This window comes from Bacillus cereus group sp. MG1, assembly GCF_040460035.1.
Taxonomy (GTDB): domain Bacteria; phylum Bacillota; class Bacilli; order Bacillales; family Bacillaceae_G; genus Bacillus_A; species Bacillus_A cereus.
Genome location: NZ_JARVGY010000001.1, coordinates 1,290,694 through 1,314,443 on the forward strand (window position 1 = coordinate 1,290,694; position 23,750 = coordinate 1,314,443).

Sequence of the window (23,750 nt, forward strand, 5' to 3'; positions counted from 1 at the left end):
TCCACTTTATTTTTCATTAAAAGAAACAGAAACATACCTCTCAAATATAAAAAGACTCAAACCCTTCTGTTCACGGTTCGAGCCTCTCTTCCATCTAAAAAGATGTTTTTTATTCTTTATCTGCTTTTCTTCTAAACTAGAGAGTTCTCCTCACTACCTTTCCTTTATCCTCTTCATATCTCTGGTTTTCCCCCAGGCGAGAATAAAAAAGGCCCTGACCGCTTCTATCCACGGTTCGAGCCTCTCTTCCACCTTAAAAAGATGCTTTTTATTCTTTATCTGCTTTCCTTCTAAACTAGACAGTTCTCCTCACTACTTTTCCTTTATCCTCTTCATATCTCTGGTTTTCCCCCAGGCGAGAATAAAAAAGGCCCTGACCGCTTCTATCCACGGTTCGGGCCTCTCTTCCATCTTAAAAAGATGCTTTTTATTCTTTATCTGCTTTCCCAAGCTCGTAAGCTTCGTTCATAACTTTCATTAACAACTCTAACACCGGCTGTGCCTTCTCCATATCAAGTGCAATTCCATTATCATCTAAAATTGCCTTTGCTTCCGGTAAATGCTTCATTGCGATTTGTAAAAACTGCATGCTTTTTTCGTTCATATTATACTCTTCCTCTCCATTAAAACTTTCACATACAATAGTGTAACACGCGTACTACCCTTCGTATAACTCTTTATATTTTTTCATGTGTGCCAGTTGCTTATTTAAACCGTATTCTAACGGAGTATTTCTTTTTATCGAAATTACTTCGATAGCCTCATCTCTTACTTCGCTGTTATTTTTATTTACTTTATCATCCGCGCGTAAAAGATTCATACCTTTTTCCCATAATGACTGTTTACCACTAAGTAAATTGTATATACCAAGATGCGCCCCGTTCGTTCCATGTTCCCATAAGTATTCACATACATCTTCAACGTAAAGTAAATCATTCCCCTTTTCCTCAATCGTACAACGGCACTCTTTTTCAACTAATTCTGATAAAATAAGCTGATGAAACATCATAAAGGACGGTTGCCACGGTCCATATAATGTTGGAACTCGAAATACACTATATTGTAAATTCCCTTTTTTCAATCCTTCTTCTACTTTCAAAAATAGGCGCTTATTTTCGGATTCATCTGTACTGCCTACTTCAATAGAAGAAATTAAATTTAACTTCACTTTTTGTTCTTCACACATTCTTATAATTCGCTTTAAATATTGTAATATGACTCTTTCATTCCGAAATCCACTTTGCTGATTTGGCTCATATAAGCAAAAATAAACAGTATCGAATCTCTCTTCCTCAACCGATCTCCATCCATCTTCATCTCTTATCGAATAATACGTAAATAACGCATTTCGCCCAATTAATAATAACTTCTCTTCATTAATTTTGGTCATACTATCGAATTCATCAAAATCAAGACCATAGACTTCCACTTCTTCTGCAATCATTTTATTTACAAGGTGATAACCTACAAACGTAAGTGCACCTATTATCAGCACGCGTTCCATACCACCAATCCTTTCCCTCTGAAACAAATAGCTCCTCATTTATGTATATGGGAGCTTCATAATTCTTCTTCATATTTTTTAAAGAAATCAGTCGTTTGCCTAACCATTTTATATTTCACATCTTGCAGATGGAACAAGACAGAAGTATCACATTGATTTAGTTGCCTCATTTTCTCATATCTACGCAACTGCTGTTTTCTTCCTCTTTTTTCTTGTGTTGATACGAAAATTTTAACAGGTACACAAGATGGAAGAAGCGTAAATGATTTCTTATTTATTTTTGATTCTAATTCTTCTTCTTTGGCATCATACGCCAAACTTAATTCCTTCACGAGTCTCTTGTAAAAAAATTTATGCTCTTTCTCAAAACTTACATATTCTGGTAAATCTAAACACGGATTTAGCATAACAACAGAACGAATACATTCAGGATATTTGTTCATCATTTCAAGTGCTACAAGCGCTCCCATACCATCTGCCATAATGTGCATTTTCGCATTTAACGTCTCTTTTCTCAAAACAACATCATATAAACGTTTTGCCAGACGAACAGATTGATCGTTTCCCCAATGTCTTCCGTATAAATTAGAGGAAAAGACCGTGTAGCCTTGTTCAATAAGACCATGTAAAAAATAAGATTTACCCGCATGTTGTGTCCATAAACTTGTACCATTCTCAATAAAGTAGTTATAATCACCGAGGAGCATAACAGAAAATCCATTTGGCTTCTCCGGTAAATAAATGACACATGGTTCTTTTTCTAAGTAAAAAAAACGTTCCGTAATACTCATTTTTCCCCCGCCTTATTTTCTAAACATATAAAAGTACTCTTTTATAATGTATGAACGGAATGCAAATTTGCGTTGAAAAATCTACAAATATTTTTCTATATTCTTTTTTCAATTGTGTTACAATAAGGACAGATTGAACGAATAGAGGTGTAAAATATGCGTTTCATTTGGGCATTAATTTGGTCGTTCTTACTTGTACATATGATGAGCTATGTAATCGGCTCTATGACTGGCGGTACATACGACTTTAACCAAGCGTCTATTTTCTCAGTTGTTCTTGCTGTGTTAGTACTAGCAATTTCAGCTGCAATTCCAAACGAGCCAGTAGAACAACACTAAAAAAAGAGTCCGGATTTTATCCGAACTCTTTTTTATTTTTATTTCACATGAACGACTAATTCGTTATTTTCTACATCAACAACTACGTGACTATTGTCAGTAATTGTTCCTGCAATTAATTCTCGTGCTAATTTCGTTTCCACTTGACGCTGTACGTATCGTTTTAATGGACGAGCTCCGTACATTGGGTCGAAACCAGCTTCTACAACAAATTCTTTTGCTGCATCTGTTAATTCTACTGTAATGTGACGGTCAGCTAGACGACCTTGTAGTTCTTTTACAATTTTATCAACAATGCCTTTAATTTCATTCGTTGTAAGAGGTTTGAATAAAATAATTTCATCAACACGGTTTAAAAATTCAGGGCGGAAATGTCCTCTTAATTGTCCCATTACAAGATCTCTTGATTCCTCTTTAATCGAACCATCTTCTTCTAATCCATCTAGTAAATGAGCAGATCCAATATTTGAAGTCATAATAATAACTGTATTTTTAAAGTCCACTGTACGACCTTGCGAATCTGTAATGCGCCCATCATCTAACATTTGTAATAAAATGTTGAATACTTCTGGATGTGCTTTTTCAATTTCATCTAATAAAACAACGGAATATGGTTTACGTCTTACCGCTTCTGTTAATTGACCACCTTCCTCATATCCTACATATCCAGGAGGTGCACCAATTAAGCGTGACACTGCGTGTTTCTCCATATACTCAGACATGTCAATGCGAATCATTTGCTCTTCACTATCGAATAAAGACTGCGCTAACGTTTTTGCAAGTTCTGTTTTACCAACACCTGTTGGTCCTAAGAAGATGAAAGAACCAATCGGGCGGTTCGGATCTTTAATACCAGCGCGAGCACGAAGAACTGCGTCTGACACTAAGCTTACTGCTTCCTCTTGTCCGATGACACGCTCTGATAAGATTTGCTCTAAGCGTAATAATTTCTCGCGTTCACCTTCCACGAGTTTCGCAACAGGAATACCCGTCCAGCGTGAAACAATATCTGCAATTTCTTCTTCACTTACTTCCTCACGTAATAAACGATTTTCTTGTTTATTATGCGCGCCCATTTCTTCCGCTTCTTTTAACTCTTTTTCAATTGCTGGAATTTTCCCGTGACGAAGTTCGGCTGCTTTATTTAAATCGTAATTACCTTCTGCTTCTTCTAATTCACGACGCAGACGTTCTAAATGTTCACGTAAGTCACGAACTTTGTGAATGTCTTCTTTTTCTTTCTCCCACTTTGCTCTCATACCACTTGCAACTTCTTTTAAATCCGATAATTCACGTTGCAATGTTTTTAGACGCTCTTGGCTACCACGATCCGTTTCTTTTCCAAGAGCCGCTTCTTCAATTTCCAGCTGCATAATGCGGCGCGTTACTTCATCTAATTCTGTTGGCATAGAATCGATTTCTGTACGAATTGTTGCACACGCTTCATCAACAAGGTCAATTGCTTTATCAGGTAAGAATCGATCTGAAATATATCGATCTGATAAAACTGACGCTGCTACAATCGCACGGTCATGAATATTTACACCGTGATAAATTTCAAAGCGTTCTTTTAATCCACGTAAAATTGAAATTGTATCTTCAACAGTTGGTTCTTCTGCTAATACTTGTTGGAAACGTCTTTCTAGCGCTGGATCTTTCTCAATATATTTGCGATATTCATCGAGCGTCGTCGCCCCGATACAATGCAGTTCACCACGCGCAAGCATCGGTTTTAACATATTTCCTGCATCCATGGCTCCTTCTGTTTTACCAGCTCCAACTATTGTATGAAGTTCATCAATGAATAATAAAATGCGTCCTTCACTCTTTTTAATTTCATTTAATACAGCTTGCAGACGCTCTTCGAACTCACCACGGAATTTCGCACCAGCTACGAGTGCACTCATATCTAACGCAAAAATCGTTCTATCTTTCAATCCTTCAGGTACATCCTTTTTCACAATACGCTGGGCTAGCCCTTCAACGATTGCTGTTTTACCAACACCTGGCTCCCCAATTAAAACCGGATTGTTTTTCGTTTTACGTGAAAGAATACGGATTACACGTCGTATTTCACTATCACGGCCGATTACAGGATCGATTTTCCCTGCTCTCACTTCCGCCACTAAATCACGACCATATTTTTCTAACGCTTCATAAGTTGCTTCTGGATTTTGACTCGTCACTCTTTGATTCCCCCGAACTGTCATTAAAGACTGTAATAAGTTATCTTTCGTAATATGCAATCTTGTAAATAATTGATTTATATCGCCTTTTTCTTCAGAAAAAGCAAGCAACACATGTTCTACTGAAATGTAATCATCCTGCAGTTTTTCTGCTTCTTTCCCTGCTCTTACAAGCAGTTGTTGCAGAGCGCTCGTTACATACAATTTTCCAACTTCTGCACCGCTCCCCGTTACAGAAGGTTTCTTTTTAATTAAACTTTCAGCACCTTGCTTTAATGCTTCTATATCAACATTCATTTTTTGAAATATACGTACTGCTAATCCATCTTGCTCTTCTAATAATGCAAGTAATAGATGAACAGTATCCACCTCTTGGTGATGATGAGATACCGCTAAAGATTGGGCACTCATAATCGCCTCTTGTGTTTTTGTTGTCATTTGATTTAAGTCCATCTTTACAGCCCTCCAAAAGTTTGACTTTCTTTGACCTTTGATTTGATTATACGCCAACTGACTTTTTTATACAATAATTTTGCCTATGTATTTTCAAACTTATTATTTGAAAAAGAAAAAGAGAGCATTCATTATACTGCTAAAAAATACGGTAAATGAAATTACAATGTGTAACGACAAAAAAGCCGCAATAATGATTGCGGCTTCTGTTACGGTTTTCTTTTATATGTCCACTGGCGGTTATGATTCGTGTTATCCGGAAACTTTTCACCGGCAGTTAATTTCACCATTTGCGGATCTTTCACCATACTTCCCGTTTCACCAATTTCTACGTAAATGCCATCATTCGGCGCTTTTTGTCCAGAACGAAACCTGCGATTTTGTCCCATCTTCATTCTCCTTCCATGACGTCTTGCCTCATTAGTATATCCATTTTAAAAGAAAGCTTTTCTGTCATGTTTAGGAAACAGTACTACATCTCATTCTTGTACATATATATGAATGACACAAGCGTAAGCAGGGATTTCTTTCCTACTTGTAGAAAAAAAAAGAAACCAACCTACTCTAGGCTAGTTTCAAAGGAGAGTCAAACATATACGAGAAGATTACATGTTCATTATATGCCTCACCACACGAGCAATGTAACCCTTTTCACAATTTGTACATAATGAAAGAAACATTGTTTGAACTTTCTAAAAAGATGTTGACTTTTCTTAATTTTCAACGATAAATAGTAGACACCACAGCACTTTGAGACGTAAGATGGATATATAGTGAAACTTCCATCTATGGTGATTTCACCGAGCCTAACCTCTTATTTCTGCATATTAAAAACGGAAATACAGATAGATACAAAAAAATTATTATAAGAGGTGAAATTATGAACAAACAACATTTAATCGCATTAGACTTAGACGGCACTTTATTAACAGACAACAAAATAATTTCCACTCGAACGAAACATACAATTGCAAAAGCAAAGGAACAGGGACATATTGTTGTTATTTCAACAGGACGTCCATTCCGTGCTAGTTACGATTACTATAAAGAACTTGATCTTAACACACCTATCGTAAACTTTAACGGCGCTTACGTACATCATCCTCTTGATTCAAACTGGGGAACACATCACTCTCCTCTTGAGCTAGCAACAGCGCAAGAAATTGTCCGAGCTTGCTTTGATTTTGGCGTAAAAAATATATACGCGGAAGTAATGGACGATGTGTATGTTCGTGAAATTGATGAAGATAAAAAACATATTTTCGAATTCGGCTCTCCTAAGATTTTTACCGGAGACTTATTAAATATTTTAAACGATCATCCAACTTGCTTATTAATTGACGCACATGACGAGCATTCTACTGCAATTCGTCAACATTTAACGGATATGCATGCGGAAGTAATCGACCATAGAAAATGGGGCGCACCTTGGCCGATTATTGAAATTGTGAAAAGCGGATTAAATAAAGCAGTTGGATTACAAAAAATTTCTAGTCATTACAACATTCCACAAGAGCGCATTATCGCTTTCGGTGATGAAGATAATGATTTTGAAATGATTGAATTTGCTGGTCATGGCATCGCAATGGGAAATGCCATCCCTGAATTAAAATCACTCGCAAACCATACGACGTTAACGAACGAAGAAGATGGTATTGCTTTATATTTAGAAGAGGTTCTTGGGTTGTAATCTAAAAATTCCCTACTTATAGTTTCCTGCCAAATGTCCATACTATAAGTAGACGCATGAGACATTGCGTCGATTGTTTTCAGCTAAATAAAGGGGGTTTTTCGAATGGGTAAAAAGAACAAATCAAAACGTTTTATCCAACAAGGAGCCGATGCTGTTATGAAGCATGATGCAAGATTCCCGTACAGAGGTACATTAGCTGAGGCAGAAAAAGCAAGAAGTAACTCTTCTTTTGGAGGGGTTTAAATGGGGAACTTACTATTCCAACAAGCTAGAGATGCTGTTGAAAATGCCGTATCTTGTTCAAGCGGTACTGAGCAACAAGATCTCGTGTATAGAGCAAAAAATGCTTTGCAATCCGCTTACGCAAACTCTTCAACTGCTGAAAAAGTTCAGCTCCGTGAAATGCAAGAGCAATTGCAAAACATTACGAATTTACATTAAAAAAGAGGACCAACTTTGGTCCTCTTTAATCTTTCCGAAACAATCCGAACACCCCAACTGTTTGCAGTATATTTGTAAATGCACCTGGGTCCACTTGTCTAATAATCCTCTCTAATTCGTATAACTCGTAACGGGTAATAACCATCATTAACATTTCTTTATTTTCATTCGTATAAGCACCTGTTGCTGGTATCGTTGTAATCCCTCTTACTAATCGCGAGTGAATCGCCTTTCTTACGTCTGCCCCATTCTTCGTAACAATTAATGCTGTAATCTTTACATGACGAGTATGAATTGCATCAATAATTCTCGTTGATACATATAAAGTCACTAGCGTATACAACGCTTTTTCCCATCCATATACATAGCCAGCAGCGATAATGATAATTGCATTAAAAAAGAAAAAGTATGTACCGACAGGCTTATCTTTTATTTTTGATAAAATCATGGCGATAATATCTAATCCACCTGTAGAAGCACCCCACTTTAAAGCAATCCCTACTCCAATTGCCGAAATAATCCCGCCAAAAATCGCATTTAATATGATATCATTCGAAACCGCTCTAACAGGGATGATTTCTAGAAACAGAGTCATAAATATAACACAAAGAAAACTAAAAAAGGTGAAGGCCTTTCCAACCTTTTTCCACGCTAAAATAACGACAGGAATATTAAATAAGCTAAACAATACTCCCGTAGATATGTGAATCGATAAAAAATCACCTAATATTTGTGATAATAATTGAGACAATCCAGCAAAGCCGCTCGCATACACTTTTGCTGGCGTTAAAAATAAATTCATCCCAATCGCGTTTAATAAACCTGCGATGATTACAACGATTAACTTCTTTATAAGTTCAGTATAATTCAACTTCAAATCCATTTCGAATCCACCTTTACCCTTCATAAATGCACCGCTATACATAGTCTTTACGAAAAAGGAAATGATAAACGTACAACGTTTAGAAATGGAGTTGATACATATGCCACATACGAGTGATAACGACAAAAAAGCACGCGATAATAACGCAAAACGCACACAAAAAAATGAGCAAGAGCAAAAAAATATTCAGCAAGGTAAACGTGCATACTCTAAAAAGACCGATCACCTTTGATTCCATCGTACATCAACAATTATGTTGATGTACTTTTTTACATTTTAAAGGAAAAAAACATTAAAAATTCACTTCATGTTCACTTCTATATTCTACAATAGCGATAACATATTCGGATGAGGTGTTGGCATGAGAGGGAAACATATTTTCATTATTACTGCACTAATAAGTATATTGATGTTATCTGCTTGCGGACAAAAAAACGGCTCAGCTACAGTCGCTACAGCAACAGACTCGACCATTACAAAGGATAACTTCGAAAAACAATTGAAAGATCGTTACGGAAAAGACATGCTATACGAAATGATGGCACAAGACGTCATCACAAAAAAATATAAAGTATCTGATGAAGAGGTAAATAAAGAAGTAGAAAAAGTAAAAAAACAATATGGAGATCAATTCAAAAAAGTATTAGAAAATAATGGTTTAAAAGATGAAGAGGATTTCAAAAATCAAATTAAGTTCAAACTTGCTATGAATGAAGCGATTAAGAAAAGCATTACAGAGAAAGACGTAAAAGACCACTATAAGCCAGAAATTAAAGCGAGTCACATTTTAGTAAGTGACGAAAATGAAGCGAAAGAAATAAAGAGTAAACTAGATGCTGGTGCTTCATTTGAAGAATTAGCAAAACAAGAATCACAAGATCTACTATCAAAAGATAAAGGCGGAGACCTTGGATACTTCAATTCAGGTACAATGGCTCCTGAATTCGAAAGGGCTGCCTACAAACTAAATGTTGGACAAATTAGCAATCCCGTAAAATCATCAAACGGTTATCACGTTATTAAATTAACTGATAAAAAAGATTTAAAACCTTACGATGAGGTAAAAAACTCTATTCGCAAAAACTTAGAGGAAGAACGTACTGCTGATCCTGTATTCAGCAAAAAATTGTTACAAGAGGAATTAAAAAAGGCAAATATTAAAATAAATGATAGTGATTTGAAAGATACATTTACTCTTGTTTCTCCGCAAGGAAATTAAAAAAGCACAACCTTATTTTTTTAAATAAGGTTGTGCTTTTTAATCTTTCATCAATATTTCCAACTTTTTCTTCAAGCTTTTGTAATGCCAATTGATGTGATCTAATTCTATCTCCACTTCAATTAGCGCATCTATTAATTCTTCTTTAGACTGTTGTGAGTTCATAATATTTTCAAGTAATTGTTCGAATCTTTCAGTGCTCTCATATATATCATGTAAATCAACTGCTGCTATTTCGTGTTCTTTTTCAAGGGATAATACCGAGAGACTCTTTATCAATTGTTCCAGTACATTATCTTGCATTTTCGTACCTCTCTTTCAATATCTCATCATCATAAGAAATTATAAGATATACTGCGTTATAAAATTTCATATACACACCTTTTCGTCAAAGCGTATTACCCACACTTATTTTTGTTTAATAACTCAGATATCTAATCCCGGATAGCCCCTAAATATTAGGGCATTCATTCAAGCCCATTGCTAATTATCATACTTCCAATTATCCATAAAGTTTCTATTTCACGGATGCTCTCTAGTTTCTTTATACTCATCAATAATATATCCTGAATAAGCAGTAGCCTGCCTCTCATATCCAATTCTCGTTAGTCTTATATCATTAATCCATTGAAAATAATGTGTTAGTTCATGCGCAATAGTAAACAAATATCCTCCCAAAGCGTCATCTTTCCCTCTTTTCTCTAGCTCATCGTAATAATCTCCTGTCGAAATACGAATATACGGCTCATCATTTCGATCAAATGGTTCAAAGAAAGTACCATAGACCAACTCACCATCCATCGCCTTTATTTTATATGAAGATTTTACATAAATAGGTACTCTAATTGGAAAAAAATATTCTCGGCGTATCCATTTACAAAACTCTTTAATAGCTCTTCTCACTTCAGGATCAACATCTTTATCGAATTTTACTCGTAGTCCCATGCGATGACTCTTCTCTTCTAGATTATAATATTTCCGCCAATTTGTTAGTATCCAAATATGCATATAATCATCCTAATTATTTTATATTTTTAATACTGTCAGCGTTGTAAAAATTCAAAACACAGTGTAAAAGCTATCACAATTTTATACATAAAATGAAACTTTAATCAGTGATGATCTTACTGCCCGGCAAATAGCAGGATAGGCAGTACAAACACTGCGATAAATCTCTTATATTCTTTTAGCCTTTTTAATGAATCACATAAGAAATACTACAATCAAAATCTCACTTAAAAAACTACATAATAATTAACCATATATTTTTAAAACTTTATAACATACCTCTTCTATAACTTTAGTTTCCATCCTGCCTACTTCTTTCACAATATCTACCTTATAGAGCGAATACATTATTAAAAATAAAAAGAACTATCCCTTCTCTTAAAAATTCAGAGAAAGAATAGTTCTTTTTTCATCCACCTTATTTCTTAAAGTACGTCCAACCTTCTTCTTGGTAAACCTTTTCTTCTTTCATCAACTTACCAAGTGCGCGCTTAAATGCAGCTTTACTCATGTTAAAGCGTTCTTTAATATCTTCTGGATGGCTCTTATCCCAAAACGGCATTGCTCCGCCTCGTTCTTCCATATATGCATAAATTACTGCAGCATCATCTTCCATTCCTTCTTCTTTACGAGGAAGAAGTGAAATGTTAATTGTACCGTCATCTTTTACGTCAATAATACGGCCCGTTACACGCTGACCGATGCGGACTTGTTCTTTTCTTTCTGTATGGTGTAGGAAAGCACGGAAATGCTCATCCGTTAGTATGAATGAACCAACTTGAAGTGAACGATATACACGTCCGTTTACGTTTTTATTACGCATAGATGGCGTTGCATCTACGATAATTTCTTGCATATCACTGTCTCTTGCCGGAAGAGCAATTAAACGATCACGATTCGTTAATTTTAACGTACAATATAATTCGTCGCCTACTTCTGGCCATACCGGCATATAAATCGGGAACTCATCAGCTGGAATTAGTATATCTTTTGACACACCAATATCAACAAACACACCTAAACTAGGAATAACTTCTACAACCTTTACCCAGTTCCAATCATAAGTTGTAATAATTGGTTCCTTCATTGTTGCTGAAATACGATTTTGGTGATCAAGGTATAAGAATACATCAATCGTATCGCCTTCTTCAATTTCTCCAGCCACTTCGTTTTTATGTAGGAAAATTTCTTCTTCTTCATTCCCAACCATATATCCGATTTCCGTTTCGCGTAAAACAGTTACCTGTTCAATCGATCCTATTTGCAAATACATATTTTTTAATTCCCTTCTATATATATAAAATTATCTTTTTTATCATTCCAAACAAAAGTTAATTATAACATGATTTTTCCTATATTTGTCCAACTGCCCAAAATTCACTATAATAAAATGAGGTTACATGAATATAAGTACGAAAACACTTAAGTCTAGACTCGTTTTCAGCTATACTTTAGTATGTACAGTACATAAAAAGATTAGAAATTTATTTGGAGGTGCTAACTATGGCAAAAGATAGTTCTTTTGACATCGTTTCGAAAGTAGAATTACCTGAAGTAACAAACGCAATTAATATCGCATTAAAAGAAATCCAGAACCGATATGACTTTAAAGGAAGTAAAAGTGATATTAAATTAGAAAAAGAAGTACTTGTTTTAACTTCTGATGACGAGTTTAAATTAGAGCAAGTAAAAGACGTTCTTATCTCTAAACTTGTAAAACGTAACGTTCCAATTAAGAACTTAGATTACGGAAAAGTTGAAGCTGCAACTGGCAACACTGTTCGCCAACGCGCAACACTTCAACAAGGTATCGATAAAGATAACGCGAAAAAAATTAACAACATCATTAAAGAAATGAAATTAAAAGTAAAAACACAAGTACAAGATGATCAAGTACGCGTTACAGCAAAAAGCCGTGATGACTTACAAGCAGTAATCGCAGCTGTTCGTAGCGCTGATTTACCAATCGACGTACAGTTCATTAACTACCGCTAAAAAGAAAACTCCTCTTAATTAGAGGAGTTTTCTTTTTTGTCTTGTAGAGACAATATTACGAGAACAAACTATAGAAAAAGGTATATGCGGTGAAAATCGCTAAGTGAACAGGGTCTAACCATACGCATACTTTACAAGTGACCGTATGATTAAACTAGGCCTTATTGTAGAATTTGTTTTATACATGTATTTAGCAGACCTTATTGAAAATAAGAAAAAGACACCTCAAGACGTTTCCCCCTTCGATTTGAATTACTTTTCTTAGTAACTACACCCTAGACCAAAGTCATCTTAAAAATCGCTGTAACTCATAATTCCTCCCCCCGCCAAAACGTAACAATTTATGAGTATAAGAATATTTCCCAACCTTTAATGTATTGTAAAATTAATAAGGAACTTAAAAAATGTTAATTAAAAAAGAGTTAGAAGTGGTTATATGAAGAAATTAATACTATGGTTTTTATTGGCCACATTCTCCCTAAATACTGTAGGATGTTCTAATAATGCGAATTCACTAACGGATAAGTCTAACTGTATCAACAAAGCTTGGTACAAAAAAACTATGTCATGTAATCATTTAAAAAACATTAAATAGTTAATGATAAAAGTCATAAAAAAAGACACCTCAAAGCGCCTTCCTCCGACTTGAACCATCTTAATTTTAATTATATTTGGATGGAGTTAAAAAGAAGCATAAATGGTTAATAAAGATGCAGACTTCAAAATAAAAAGTACACTAAGTAAACTCTTATTCAAAAATTTATATTAAACACTAATATTTTAGAAGAAAGTTTATAAGTTTAGAACCTACAGGGATTTTCCCTGTAGGTTCTATTATATTTCAAGTAATCCCCAAATGAATTATGAGTGGCTTTTTTCATTTTGGTTTTCAAAATATTTTTCTTTAACCATTTTTATCAGATTTTCTTTTTCTGTTAGTTCAAATATAAATAATGCTTTTTTCATGTTATTTGCAATATCTTCTTCATTCTGTTGTTTAAATCTCAATAAATTCCATCCCTTTAAATAGTAAAGTTCACCTAATAAGTATAAAGTATTTAGATTAATAGCTAATTTGACTTTGTGAACATATTCCATGACATAATTCGGATTGTGATATATTTTTTTAATTCTAAGCTCTTTAATGGCAATACCCAAATCGTAAAATTCCATTTTCCACCTACTATTTAGCACTGTATTAGTATAAGAGTATTCTCTAACTTTTAATGTAATGTAAAATCAATATAGTTACAATTATTGATTGCTTCAAAGATTCTTCCCTATCGGTGCTAACACAAAAAACAGGTTAGGAAGAACATCCCCTTCCTAACCTGGCCCTCCTCTCACTAGGGACGTTTTCATTCTCACATCGTTTCTCTTAAGAAATTTCATATCAACAGAATAAATACTATCGCGCCACCGAACAAACTTACATATACAATAAGAAGACATGAACATAGAGCCAGCAACTTCTCATCTACGTTTCCTTTTAACTGCAATTAAAAACGCAATAAATAATACATTCACACCAACGATTAAGGAGATAAATAACCAATTCACACCTGTTTCTCCGTTAACTTTATACACGTTTGATTCTTCACGCTTTAAAACGAGATAAAATTTTCCGTTTCCCTCTCTTATAATTTCATCCTGCAACAATCCTCTTAACTCTTGTTTTTCACCAATTGCACTTGCAGGTAAGGAGACTTTTTGTGTTTCTTTCGTATTATTAATTGCTACTAAAGTTACTTCATCTTTATATTTTCGTTTTAGTATGCTCATCCCGCTCTTATCATACAGAAGCTCAAACGTACCGCGTCGTAAAGACGGTCTCGCCTGCCTAAGTTCACCTAGTTTTGTTATGTGCTGCATAAATTTTTCGTCTGACTTAAAATCCATTAATCGTCTATTATCGGGTACACTTCCTCCATCTAATGCAATTTCAGTTCCGTAATAAAAATTCGGAATTCCAGGTGATGTTAACAAATAAGTAAGCGCCAGTTTTAAACGTGATGGCGGATAATACATATTTTCTTTTGCAATACGCGCATATCTTTTTGTTTCTTGATCATCTAAAAACGTAACAAATTCTCCTTCTTTTTTACTCACATCGTATAACGATTTCACCGATACATCTGCTTTAGAAAACGATTCTACTATTTTTTCGTTGTATTCACCATCCTCCTTTGTCATAATACGAAAATCTTTCTTTATCACTTGCATATCTTTTTGCGCGTTATCCCAAAAGGAACGCGGCTTTTTTTCACTATGTATAACATAGCTTCCGTCTAAATCAACTTCTTTTATCCACCATTTCATTGCGTCAATTACCTGTCGTTCGTTTTCTCCAAGTGGAAATTGAAATACAACTTTCATTCCTTTTGCATGAGCTTCTTTTACAAGTTCTTTCACATCATTGTCTGTCCCGAAATGTTCATTTACCTTTTTAAAATTTCGCACGTCTAATCCATCGTACTTTCCACTTTCAAAAAGCGGCGAAAGCATAACGGTAGTAAAACCCATTTCTTTTATGTAATCCAACCTTTTTATAATTCCTCTTATATCCCCGCCTTGATACCCTTCTAAATTACCAACTTCTAACTGCTTGTCATTTTTCGGTTCTCCATTATTGAAGCGATCAATCATAATGGAGTATATAACTTCATCTCGCCACTCTCTTTTTTCGTCTGCAAAAGTATGTATTGGTACAAACAAAACAACAGCTAAGCAAAAACAAATGAATAGTTTCCTAGTCCGTATTTTTCCCACACGCATCCCCCAAGTTCTTTAATTGTAAGAATATTATACCAATTTTCTGAATGAAGCGCATATGTCGATTTTAATCCTCACAAAATAATTCATGTTAGGTTTTATTACATCATATATATAATCTTCTGAATTTTTAGTTGATTTTCGGTTTAATTTCGAATATGATATGAAACATAACAAATATATGTTATTTTTTCTAACATTATAGGAGGAGAGATCATGGATATGGGAGATACAGTTTTTATGTTTATGGCGACAGTAATGGTCATGTTGATGACACCAGGATTGGCACTTTTTTATGGAGGTATGGTTCGCAGCAAAAATGTACTCAGTACAACGATGCATAGTTATAGTGCAATGGCTATCGTTTCGATTCAATGGATTGTTATCGGCTATTCTTTATCATTCGGACCAGATTGGCACGGGCTTATCGGTACACTTGATTGGTTCGGTCTAAACGGAGTTACCTACGCACCAAATCCAGACTACTCATCTACTATTCCTCACAATTTATTCATGATGTTTCAACTCATGTTCGCCATTTTAACTCCAGCTTTAATTTCAGGTGCATTTGCTGAAAGAATGCGATTTTCTGCCTTTCTTATTTTTATCCTTCTATGGACAACAATCGTTTACAATCCTGTCGCTCATTGGGTATGGGGCGTCGGTGGGTGGCTAAGGGAACTTGGCGCCCTAGACTTCGCTGGCGGAAACGTCGTTCACATCACTTCCGGAGTTGCTGGTCTTGTATTAGCTATTTTCCTTGGAAAACGAAAAAACATAAATGGTTCTTCTCCTCACCATTTGCCATTTACAATGTTAGGCGCAGGTTTATTATGGTTTGGCTGGTTCGGCTTTAACGTCGGCAGCGCATTATCCTTAAACGACGTAGCGTTAACTGCATTTATTAATACAAATATAGCCGCCGCTGCCTCGGCTCTAACTTGGATGCTTTCTGAATGGTTCTTCCAATCAAAACCGACCGCAATGGGAGCTGCTTGCGGAGTTGTTTCTGGTCTAGTCGCTATTACACCAGCTTGCGGGTTCGTTACACCTTTCTCCGCCCTTCTTATCGGAGCAATTGGTGGTATATTATGCTTTGGCGCCGTTTTCTTCTTAAAAACAAAATTCGGGTATGACGATACACTTGATGCCTTTGGATGCCACGGCATCGGAGGAACTTGGGGCGGTATTGCAACAGGACTATTTGCAACTACTGCCGTAAACGGGGATGGTGCGAACGGATTGTTTTACGGAAACGCCGCGTTACTGTTTAAACAACTTGTAGCAATCGGGGCAACCTATGCCTTTACAATCATAATGACGTACACCATTATTAAAGTTATTAGCTTTTTCCTCCCCGTTCGAGTAGATGAGCACGAGGAACACATGGGACTTGATATTTCGATGCATGGTGAGAAAGCTTATGAGTATGTAGAAGAATCGGCAAATTAAAACGAAAAAGGTGTACTCCGTTCTAACACGGGGTACACCTTTTTCGTATATTCATAACGATACAATTATCTCAAACTATTGGTATATAAATATCCTTATCTATCTATTCATATAAACATCTTACCTTTTCATTAGTGCATTTAAAACGAGTTGTACTGCAACCGCATCATCTAAATAGCCGATTGGAAATATATAATCCGGAATTACATCGACCGATAATATAAAGTAGATCAGCGCACTTCCCATTAAAGCAAGTTCTGCAGTCGTTCCCTTCTTCTTCGTAAATCTTTCATACAATTCTTTTAAATCATTAATAAACGGGCCAATACTGCTTACCTTTTGAATCTTTTCAAGAAACCCCTTTTCAATCGTTTCTTTGCCTTCTTCTGTTTGCGAATATTGTTCATAATTCGTTAATTGCTGCTCTACATTCGATATACTAAACTTTTGATCATAGAGCTGTGCGGATTCAAGTAAATGTTCAATGTTATTAATGGAAACATGAATATCCGATTGCTCCTCCTGTTTCGTTTCAATAGAATAGCCTGCTGCCACAAACAAATCACCAACTGGAACACCAAGACTCTCCGCGAACTTTTGCAAATGCTTCGGATTTGCCTTTCGCTTACCATTTACAATCATTGAAATAGTAGCCGTATCAATTTCAGTAAGCAAACTAAGCTTTCGCATCGATAAAGACTTTTCCTTAAGTAACTTTTTCAACAACAATCCAAGATTACTTTTTTCATTATCTTGAGACATATCTCATTCCCCTTTATTCACGAGAATAACCATAGTTATTATAAGAAAAACAACTATAATCTCTATACAATTCATATTAACAAATTTTTTCGACTATTTACAAGATAGAAGTCCTTTATATGTTTACATTTTGTAAACAAAAAAGCTATCTTAAAAAATTAAGATAGCTTTTCAACTCATTTTAACCATTTCCGTAATAATAAAAATACACTACCACAAATTATGTAAGAACTCACGAATGTGACAATTGCTATAAAAAATGAATGATGCATAGAAAAGGTCAGTACCATTAATAAGAAAGATACGAAGATTAAATCCAATAAAATAAAATACCCCGAACTTAAAACACTTTCTACTAATTGTAACTCCGATTCTAATTCAGAATATTTCAGTCTTTTATACAGTAATCTCACTTTCACTCACCTTCTATGAATTAATCAAAAAATGCAGCAAAGGCAATAACTAATAATAATGTTCCACTAATCAATGTACCAAACTGACCTAAAGTGAATTTACCGATGCGAACGTGAGCTATCTTTCTTCCCAACACAACTCCGCCCCATACTGTAATAAAACTACCAACTGCAGCTGCAATACAAATAGCAATTGGATTCAAACCGAACAAACCCGCTCCTAATCCATTTGTGAGCGCATTAGCAGATAAACCAATCCCAAGAAAAATAGACTCCACAAAACCGATTTCCCCAGATTTACCGATATTTTTCGTTAAGCCATTTATTTCAGTGTCCCCCACTTCTCCTTCAATCTCTTGCACCGAAACCTTCCGAGGAATTGCTAGTAAGATGATTCGGAGACCGATTATAACTAATAAGAACGAACCGATTACAACCGGCATTATCCCAGGTAAAATTTTTGATAGCCATAAGCCAAAATATATTCCTACTACACTAAATAAAAAGCAAATTACCGAAATAATAAAATTTGATAGATGACTAATTTTTATATTTCGAATGCCATAAGAAATCCCTACCCCTAAGTTGTCAATACTTGATGAAAACGTTAGCGCTAATACCATCATCCATGCTGCCATTTCGTTCACCCCTTCGTATTGTTGAACATCCCGGAAACTAACGTGACATACATAGCATGGAATATGAATATAGGGAGAAAATAACTCCCTATATTCCTTCCACTTAACAGCTCTGTTTAAAAACGGGGTAGAGTGAACCACTTCATTATATTCATGCGATTCACTTTTCCTTTTTCACGAACGGATTGAAAGATATCTCCCGTAAAAGATCCCATTTTAGTAGCAATCTCTTTTTGCATCGCCTTATTTTCAGATGCCGCTTTTACACTCAAGTCTAGCGCCTGTTCAAAATGTACTAACGCTTTTTCTAAATGGTAATCCACATCTTGTTCAACAGCTTTATGCGTCATTTCTTACTTCCTCCTTTTCCTCAACCTTTGCAGCTGCTTCAATTATCTCTTGTTCATTAGAATGTTCTTCTTCAACATAAGAAAGTTCTTTCTCGAATTGTTTTTGCATTCTATCCATTTTCGCTTCTACAATAATATCTTCCACTTCTTCTTTAATCGTTTCAAAAGTAGACTTCACACCTTTTGCACCTGATTCAACAAGTGGACGGAGTGTATTTCTTACAACAGGTAATAAAGCGGCACTTGCTAACGCTAAAGTAGATCCAATAACAATTTTTCGTATCATTTTCATTACTCCTTTACACTGTTTTTAATAATGCTAGTTCATTAACTACCAACTTTTTCGAGTCATCATTCTTATATGAGATTAATTTAATAATAGGTTTTGAAATTTGAGATACTGTACCAGCTACAAAAAGAACAGGTACCCATTGCATAAATGTTAATGGAGCGGTATGGAATATACGAGCAAATGGCGGAACATATATAGCTGATAATAATACAAGCCAAGACGTTCCTAACGCCGTCACAAAGAAACGATCTTTTGACCAATCACGCATCGTTTCGTCCGATCCTTCTTGTCTCCAAGAGAATGTTTGAATAAGTTGACCTGCAACTAATGCTGCAAATGCTGATGTTTGCGCTACCGCAAGAGGCACGCCAGCCGCTAAGCTCATACCGAATAAAGCAAGTGACCCTGCTCCAAGCAGTATTCCTCGCGTTACAACTTTTTTGTACAACTCTTTATCAACAATGTCTTGACGTTTCGTTTGCTTCGTTTTGTTTCCAGGATTTACAGCTAAAATCATCGCTGGTAAAGCATCTGTAATAAGATTCATTAATAAAATTTGAATTGGTACTAACGGAATCGGCATTCCCGCAATAACTGCCGCACTTGTCACTAATACTTCAGCTAAATTTCCCGTCAATAAACATCCAACCGCTTTACGAATATTACCAATAATCGTTCTACCTTCTTTTACCCCTTCCACAATGGAACCGAAATGATCTTTTTTCAATATAAGATCGGCAGCTTCTTTCGTTACTTCTGTTCCTGTTTGCCCCATCGCAATACCAATGTTCGCTTTCTTTATAGCAGGTGTATCATTTACACCATCCCCAGTCATCGCTACAATTTGACAGTCCGCTTGGTATGCAGCTACTATACGTAACTTATGTGCCGGTGTTACGCGAGCAAAAACAGAAGTATTTTTTACAATTTCTTTTAATTGTTCATCTGTTACATTGTCGATTTCTACCCCTGTCAAAACACGATCATCACGATTCCAAATACCGGTCTGCTTCGCAATAGAAATTGCCGTAGTCGGATGATCCCCAGTAATCATGACAGGTTTTACACCAAGTTCAATCGCTTCACGAATACTCTCTTCCACTTCAGGTTTTGGCGGATCAATCATACCAACTAACCCAACAAAAATAAGGTCATTATTCTCAACATTACTATACGCAAAACCTAATACACGTAATGCCTGTTCTGCAAAACCTTCATTTTGTTGTAAAATGACCTCTTTTTCTTTATCACATAACGGATAGATTTCACCGTTATGTTGATACCATTTACATCTAGTAAGGATCGCCTCTACAGATCCTTTCGAAAACTTATACAATGATTCATTTTCCTTACAAACGACACTCATAATTTTCGTCTCAGAATCGAACGGTTCTTCATGATGTCGTTCAAATGATGCCATATCCTTATATGAAACACCCGCTTTAGAAGCAAAACTTAATAAAGCCCCTTCAGTTGGGTCACCTTTCACAATCCACTGATCGTCTTCATGTTCTAACTTACTATTATTACAAAGAACACTAATTTGCAGAACGCGAACAAAATCTGGATGTTCTAACGGCGTTTTTTCACTTTCCTGATAAGTCGCTTCTTCTACTTCCATCTCTACAGCAGCTGCGACTTTAGACGACGTTACATCCGATATTGTACCAACTGGTTCATATCCATCACCCGATACACTCCACATACGATTTGGTGTGGCAATGACTTTAACTGTCATTTCATTCTTCGTAAGAGTACCTGTTTTATCAGAACAAATAACAGTTGTTCTACCTAACGTTTCTAAACTAGAAAGCTTCCGAACAAGTGCATTTTGCTTTTGCATACGAAAGATTCCTGCACTTAAAGCGATTGTAATCATAATCGGTAAACCTTCTGGCACAGCAGATGCTGTAAGAGCAACTGATGTTGTAATCATTTGCGTAATCGGTAAACCGCGTAGCAATCCTGCTACAAGCACAATACCGCCAGCCACAAATGCTCCTTTAATAAAGGTTTTACTAATAGACGTCACCTTTTGCTGTAGTGGTGTAGGCTCTGTTTCTTCCCCCTTCATTAAGGAAATCATATAGCCCATCTCTGTACTCATCCCGGTTTCCACTACTATAGCTCTCGCCTTGCCGCGCGTTACGGATGTGCCCATAAAGAGCATATTATTCTGCTCCGCTAACGAACATTCTTCCCCTACCGCATCCACTTTCTTTTCAACTGGTAGAGACTCACCCGTTAGCATCGCTTCATTAACTTCTAAATTCCAAGAGTCTATAATACGAAGATCCGCAGGTACGCGGTCTCCAGCTTGAAGGCAGACAACATCACCTGGGACGAGCTCACTACTTGCTACCTCTATCTCTTCCCCTTCACGGGTTACTATACAATTTGGCGCACGGAATTGATTTAAAGCTTCTACTACTTTTTCTGCTTTTCGCTCTTGAAGGGTTCCAATTACCGCATTGACGACGAGAATTGTCCCCATCGCTAATCCATCAAACACCCCACCTGATAATACAGATAATCCAGCTGCTCCAAGTAAAATAAGCGATGTAAACTCTTTAAATTGCCCCATAAATGAAACAATCCAAGGAACAGACTGCTTCGGTTCAATTCTATTCATTCCATACTTTTCTTGTCGCATTTGCACTTCTCGAGCGCTTAGCCCTTGCTGTTTCTCCACTTGTAAATCTTTTATTACATCTTCTTGCGAGAGTGCATACCATTTTGTAGAAGTTTCTCTAGCTACCGAGTGGTTCATATTCAGTAACTTTTTATTAGAAAAAATCTTCTCACTTACTCGCTTCGCTCTAGATAAAAACGTTAAAGATAGAGCATTTGCCATTAAAGCGATAATAGGTGCCGTGAATATAGACCAAACAGCCAGCATCTCCCCGGCAATATTCCATATTTTCGCTACTCGAAAATGTTCTTTCACTAATAAATCGATTTGTTTCGCATAGGCGATTGACTGAAATATATTTTTCATTTCATAATAAGATACAGACGGAAATTCAATATTATCCTCACAAACAAATAATACTTCTTCCCCATCCGAACGAATACGCTCCACACGCTCTACAACATCACTATGTTGCCAACTTGCATCAATACCGTGCTGCGAAAGAACACTATGATTTACATGTAAACTATTTTGCAAAACTGCAAACTTCCACTGATTTTCACCTAATTCTTTCATTATTTCTGTGAATTCAGGTGTAATCGTCATTTTCGATCCAACTAACAATCCTACACATTTTTTACCTTTAGCAACGAACTGAACGTTAAATCCTTCTTTGCCAAGTCCTTTCGCTTCTAACTCATAAGCACTTATATCTACACCATTTCGCTGCACAAATACTTTACTCCCGATAAAGGATGGAATGCCTTGTATGTCACCTTTTATCCCTTCGTCATCAACTTCGATTTCAAAAGCTTTCCTTAACGTTCTTCCTGTTTGCTTCGCTCGTTGCACAACTTCCTCTTTCCAATCATGCCCACTTTTCTCCAGCAGTGAGGCTGCCGTGCACCAAACTTGCCCTTCATCTTCTGAAATGCAGCTAATCTCCGCTTCTTCATGACAGAATATACGCGATACATCGTCAAATACGATTGTTCTCGTTCGGGACAGTTGAGATAATGATCCTTCATTTGGAATAAGATATCCTCTTTCCCTCGCAACGAGATCTCCTTGTCGCCATGCATACTCAGCAGACGAAACTGCAGGTTTCGGATTCGCAGCTAATAAAACCGCCATTCCGCGTAGTGGATTTCTCGTAAAGGCCCATGTTGCTCCCCCAAAAAGCATGCCCCATTTCGATTGCTTTTCACTGTATGCTTTAATCTCCGGGGATAAAATTCTTTCTTTATACGAATCTTTCTCTTCATTTATGTTCGCTTGACTACGCTTCCAATTTAAATAATTTAATAGACTAAGTCCCGCTAGTACGACGATATTTTCCCGCGCTAGTGCGAGTGCAAGCGTTCCTATGCCAAGCACTAGATCAGAATTCACTTTTTTGCTAGCAACCATTTTTTTGAATCCTCGTTTTAAAAACGGGTATCCCGTCAAAACAGATAAAGCCCCCGACAAGTAAAAAAGCCCTGGACTTCTAGCTAAAGCTGATCTTCCCATAAATAGTTGCTTTATACCGAACGCACCTAATCCAGCGACAGAAAGCGCTAGTGGCAATGGAACACCTTCACCTTTTTTCTCGTAAGAAATTACACTAGATGAAGAATCTTCTGCTTTCTTCGTTTCTTCAATATTGTTAAAGTTAGTATTCTTTGTAGTTTGTTCTTCTAGGAGTTTAATTATTTCACAAACGGTATGTAGAGAGGTCTTGTTGATATCGTAAGTAATCAGGGCTCTTCCTGTAGAGATAGAGGGACTCACTTGATAAATACCTTCCACGTCACGAAAACGTTCTACTATCAAGTTCGCCATGTCCAAGTTGTATTTTAGTTTATATATTTCAATTCGAATTCTTCCAGGTAACGATCGTATAAATCTCGTTTTTAATAATTTACTCTGCATCATCATCCTCCTT

At 36.1% G+C, this 23,750-nt stretch carries 24 protein-coding genes and 1 pseudogene; 8 read left to right on the plus strand and 17 right to left on the minus strand.

The genetic code is table 11. The annotated features are described in order from the left end of the window. Positions 1-427 precede the first annotated feature (427 nt). Genes QCI79_RS06575 through QCI79_RS06585 form a run of 3 tightly spaced genes read right to left on the minus strand, consistent with a single transcriptional unit; the run spans position 428 to position 2,295 of the window. Entirely contained in the window at positions 428-604 is a 177-nt protein-coding gene (locus QCI79_RS06575) for a ComZ family protein (RefSeq protein ID WP_001986215.1), read from the minus strand. Positions 605-658: 54 nt separating this feature from the next. After that, positions 659-1,531 carry an NAD-dependent epimerase/dehydratase family protein gene (locus QCI79_RS06580; RefSeq protein ID WP_000487722.1) on the minus strand — a complete coding sequence of 291 codons (873 nt, stop codon included), beginning with the start codon at positions 1,529-1,531 and terminating at the stop codon, positions 659-661. A gap of 29 nt (positions 1,532-1,560) precedes the next feature. After that, on the minus strand, positions 1,561-2,295 hold the full coding sequence (locus QCI79_RS06585) for a lipase family protein (protein ID WP_000028691.1): 735 nt from the start codon (positions 2,293-2,295) through the stop codon (positions 1,561-1,563). Positions 2,296-2,451: 156 nt separating this feature from the next. Here QCI79_RS06585 and QCI79_RS06590 point away from each other — a divergent pair, with 156 nt between their 5' ends. Beyond that, complete coding sequence (locus QCI79_RS06590) at positions 2,452-2,634, plus strand: YjzD family protein (protein WP_001211116.1); 183 nt, start codon at positions 2,452-2,454, stop codon at positions 2,632-2,634. Positions 2,635-2,672: 38 nt separating this feature from the next. On the opposite strand, the gene clpB is transcribed toward QCI79_RS06590, so the two are convergent. Together clpB and QCI79_RS06600 are read right to left on the minus strand one after the other, a co-directional pair. After that, positions 2,673-5,273, minus strand: coding sequence for an ATP-dependent chaperone ClpB (gene clpB, locus QCI79_RS06595; RefSeq protein WP_000365401.1), 2,601 nt, complete (start codon positions 5,271-5,273; stop codon positions 2,673-2,675). Between the two features lie 209 nt (positions 5,274-5,482). After that, entirely contained in the window at positions 5,483-5,662 is a 180-nt protein-coding gene (locus tag QCI79_RS06600; protein ID WP_000531421.1) for a YjzC family protein, read from the minus strand. Between the two features lie 491 nt (positions 5,663-6,153). On the opposite strand from QCI79_RS06600, the gene QCI79_RS06605 reads away from it, so the two are divergent. The 3 genes from QCI79_RS06605 to QCI79_RS06615 all read left to right on the plus strand — a co-directional run bounded on the left by QCI79_RS06605 (position 6,154) and on the right by QCI79_RS06615 (position 7,407). Next, positions 6,154-6,963, plus strand: coding sequence for a Cof-type HAD-IIB family hydrolase (locus QCI79_RS06605; protein ID WP_001041232.1), 810 nt, complete (start codon positions 6,154-6,156; stop codon positions 6,961-6,963). A 105-nt stretch (positions 6,964-7,068) separates the two neighbouring features. Beyond that, positions 7,069-7,209 (plus strand): hypothetical protein, encoded by a 141-nt coding sequence (locus QCI79_RS06610; protein ID WP_000516816.1) that lies wholly within the window; start codon positions 7,069-7,071, stop codon positions 7,207-7,209. Continuing rightward, entirely contained in the window at positions 7,210-7,407 is a 198-nt protein-coding gene (locus QCI79_RS06615; protein ID WP_000527407.1) for a DUF3813 domain-containing protein, read from the plus strand. Between the two features lie 25 nt (positions 7,408-7,432). Here the strand turns inward: QCI79_RS06615 and QCI79_RS06620 are convergent, their stop codons facing one another. Next, a complete protein-coding gene (locus QCI79_RS06620) occupies positions 7,433-8,290 on the minus strand; it encodes a YitT family protein (protein WP_000364432.1) in 858 nt (285 codons plus the stop codon). A gap of 100 nt (positions 8,291-8,390) precedes the next feature. Here QCI79_RS06620 and QCI79_RS06625 point away from each other — a divergent pair, with 100 nt between their 5' ends. Together QCI79_RS06625 and prsA are read left to right on the plus strand one after the other, a co-directional pair. Further along, positions 8,391-8,522, plus strand: coding sequence for a DUF3941 domain-containing protein (locus QCI79_RS06625; protein WP_001120851.1), 132 nt, complete (start codon positions 8,391-8,393; stop codon positions 8,520-8,522). Between the two features lie 129 nt (positions 8,523-8,651). Further along, entirely contained in the window at positions 8,652-9,509 is an 858-nt protein-coding gene (prsA, locus tag QCI79_RS06630; protein ID WP_001214215.1) for a peptidylprolyl isomerase PrsA, read from the plus strand. Between the two features lie 39 nt (positions 9,510-9,548). Here the strand turns inward: prsA and QCI79_RS06635 are convergent, their stop codons facing one another. The 3 genes from QCI79_RS06635 to QCI79_RS06645 all read right to left on the minus strand — a co-directional run bounded on the left by QCI79_RS06635 (position 9,549) and on the right by QCI79_RS06645 (position 11,790). Next, the gene (locus tag QCI79_RS06635) at positions 9,549-9,812 is read right to left on the minus strand and encodes a hypothetical protein (RefSeq protein WP_001153798.1); all 264 of its coding nucleotides are present in this window, start codon (positions 9,810-9,812) and stop codon (positions 9,549-9,551) included. Positions 9,813-10,031: 219 nt separating this feature from the next. Beyond that, positions 10,032-10,517 carry a hypothetical protein gene (locus QCI79_RS06640; RefSeq protein WP_000548429.1) on the minus strand — a complete coding sequence of 162 codons (486 nt, stop codon included), beginning with the start codon at positions 10,515-10,517 and terminating at the stop codon, positions 10,032-10,034. 418 nt (positions 10,518-10,935) lie between these two features. Next, on the minus strand, positions 10,936-11,790 hold the full coding sequence (locus QCI79_RS06645) for a CvfB family protein (RefSeq protein WP_000281260.1): 855 nt from the start codon (positions 11,788-11,790) through the stop codon (positions 10,936-10,938). A 230-nt stretch (positions 11,791-12,020) separates the two neighbouring features. Here QCI79_RS06645 and QCI79_RS06650 point away from each other — a divergent pair, with 230 nt between their 5' ends. Continuing rightward, positions 12,021-12,512 (plus strand): YajQ family cyclic di-GMP-binding protein, encoded by a 492-nt coding sequence (locus tag QCI79_RS06650; RefSeq protein ID WP_001040149.1) that lies wholly within the window; start codon positions 12,021-12,023, stop codon positions 12,510-12,512. 861 nt (positions 12,513-13,373) lie between these two features. Here the strand turns inward: QCI79_RS06650 and QCI79_RS06655 are convergent. Both QCI79_RS06655 and QCI79_RS06660 read right to left on the minus strand, forming a co-directional pair. After that, positions 13,374-13,592 (minus strand): annotated as a pseudogene (locus QCI79_RS06655) (hypothetical protein); the annotation flags it as partial. A gap of 393 nt (positions 13,593-13,985) precedes the next feature. After that, the gene (locus tag QCI79_RS06660; protein WP_044129256.1) at positions 13,986-15,287 is read right to left on the minus strand and encodes an alpha-amylase family glycosyl hydrolase; all 1,302 of its coding nucleotides are present in this window, start codon (positions 15,285-15,287) and stop codon (positions 13,986-13,988) included. A gap of 213 nt (positions 15,288-15,500) precedes the next feature. On the opposite strand from QCI79_RS06660, the gene QCI79_RS06665 reads away from it, so the two are divergent. Then, positions 15,501-16,736: an ammonium transporter gene (locus tag QCI79_RS06665; RefSeq protein ID WP_000367127.1), complete on the plus strand. Its 1,236-nt coding sequence runs from the start codon at positions 15,501-15,503 to the stop codon at positions 16,734-16,736. A gap of 120 nt (positions 16,737-16,856) precedes the next feature. Here QCI79_RS06665 and QCI79_RS06670 read toward each other — a convergent pair whose 3' ends face one another. The 6 genes from QCI79_RS06670 to QCI79_RS06695 form a co-directional block, all read right to left on the minus strand. Continuing rightward, entirely contained in the window at positions 16,857-17,498 is a 642-nt protein-coding gene (locus QCI79_RS06670) for a DUF1232 domain-containing protein (RefSeq protein WP_000076219.1), read from the minus strand. 176 nt (positions 17,499-17,674) lie between these two features. Continuing rightward, positions 17,675-17,911 carry a hypothetical protein gene (locus QCI79_RS06675; RefSeq protein ID WP_001238640.1) on the minus strand — a complete coding sequence of 79 codons (237 nt, stop codon included), beginning with the start codon at positions 17,909-17,911 and terminating at the stop codon, positions 17,675-17,677. A gap of 20 nt (positions 17,912-17,931) precedes the next feature. Further along, a complete protein-coding gene (gene ytaF, locus QCI79_RS06680; RefSeq protein ID WP_000741933.1) occupies positions 17,932-18,549 on the minus strand; it encodes a sporulation membrane protein YtaF in 618 nt (205 codons plus the stop codon). 116 nt (positions 18,550-18,665) lie between these two features. Beyond that, positions 18,666-18,899, minus strand: coding sequence for a hypothetical protein (locus QCI79_RS06685; protein ID WP_000148974.1), 234 nt, complete (start codon positions 18,897-18,899; stop codon positions 18,666-18,668). Next, positions 18,889-19,185, minus strand: coding sequence for a hypothetical protein (locus QCI79_RS06690; protein WP_000619724.1), 297 nt, complete (start codon positions 19,183-19,185; stop codon positions 18,889-18,891). The genes QCI79_RS06685 and QCI79_RS06690 overlap by 11 nt, the downstream gene beginning before the upstream one ends. Positions 19,186-19,198: 13 nt before the next feature. After that, the gene (locus QCI79_RS06695) at positions 19,199-23,737 is read right to left on the minus strand and encodes a cation-translocating P-type ATPase (protein WP_021727517.1); all 4,539 of its coding nucleotides are present in this window, start codon (positions 23,735-23,737) and stop codon (positions 19,199-19,201) included. Positions 23,738-23,750: the final 13 nt, after the last annotated feature.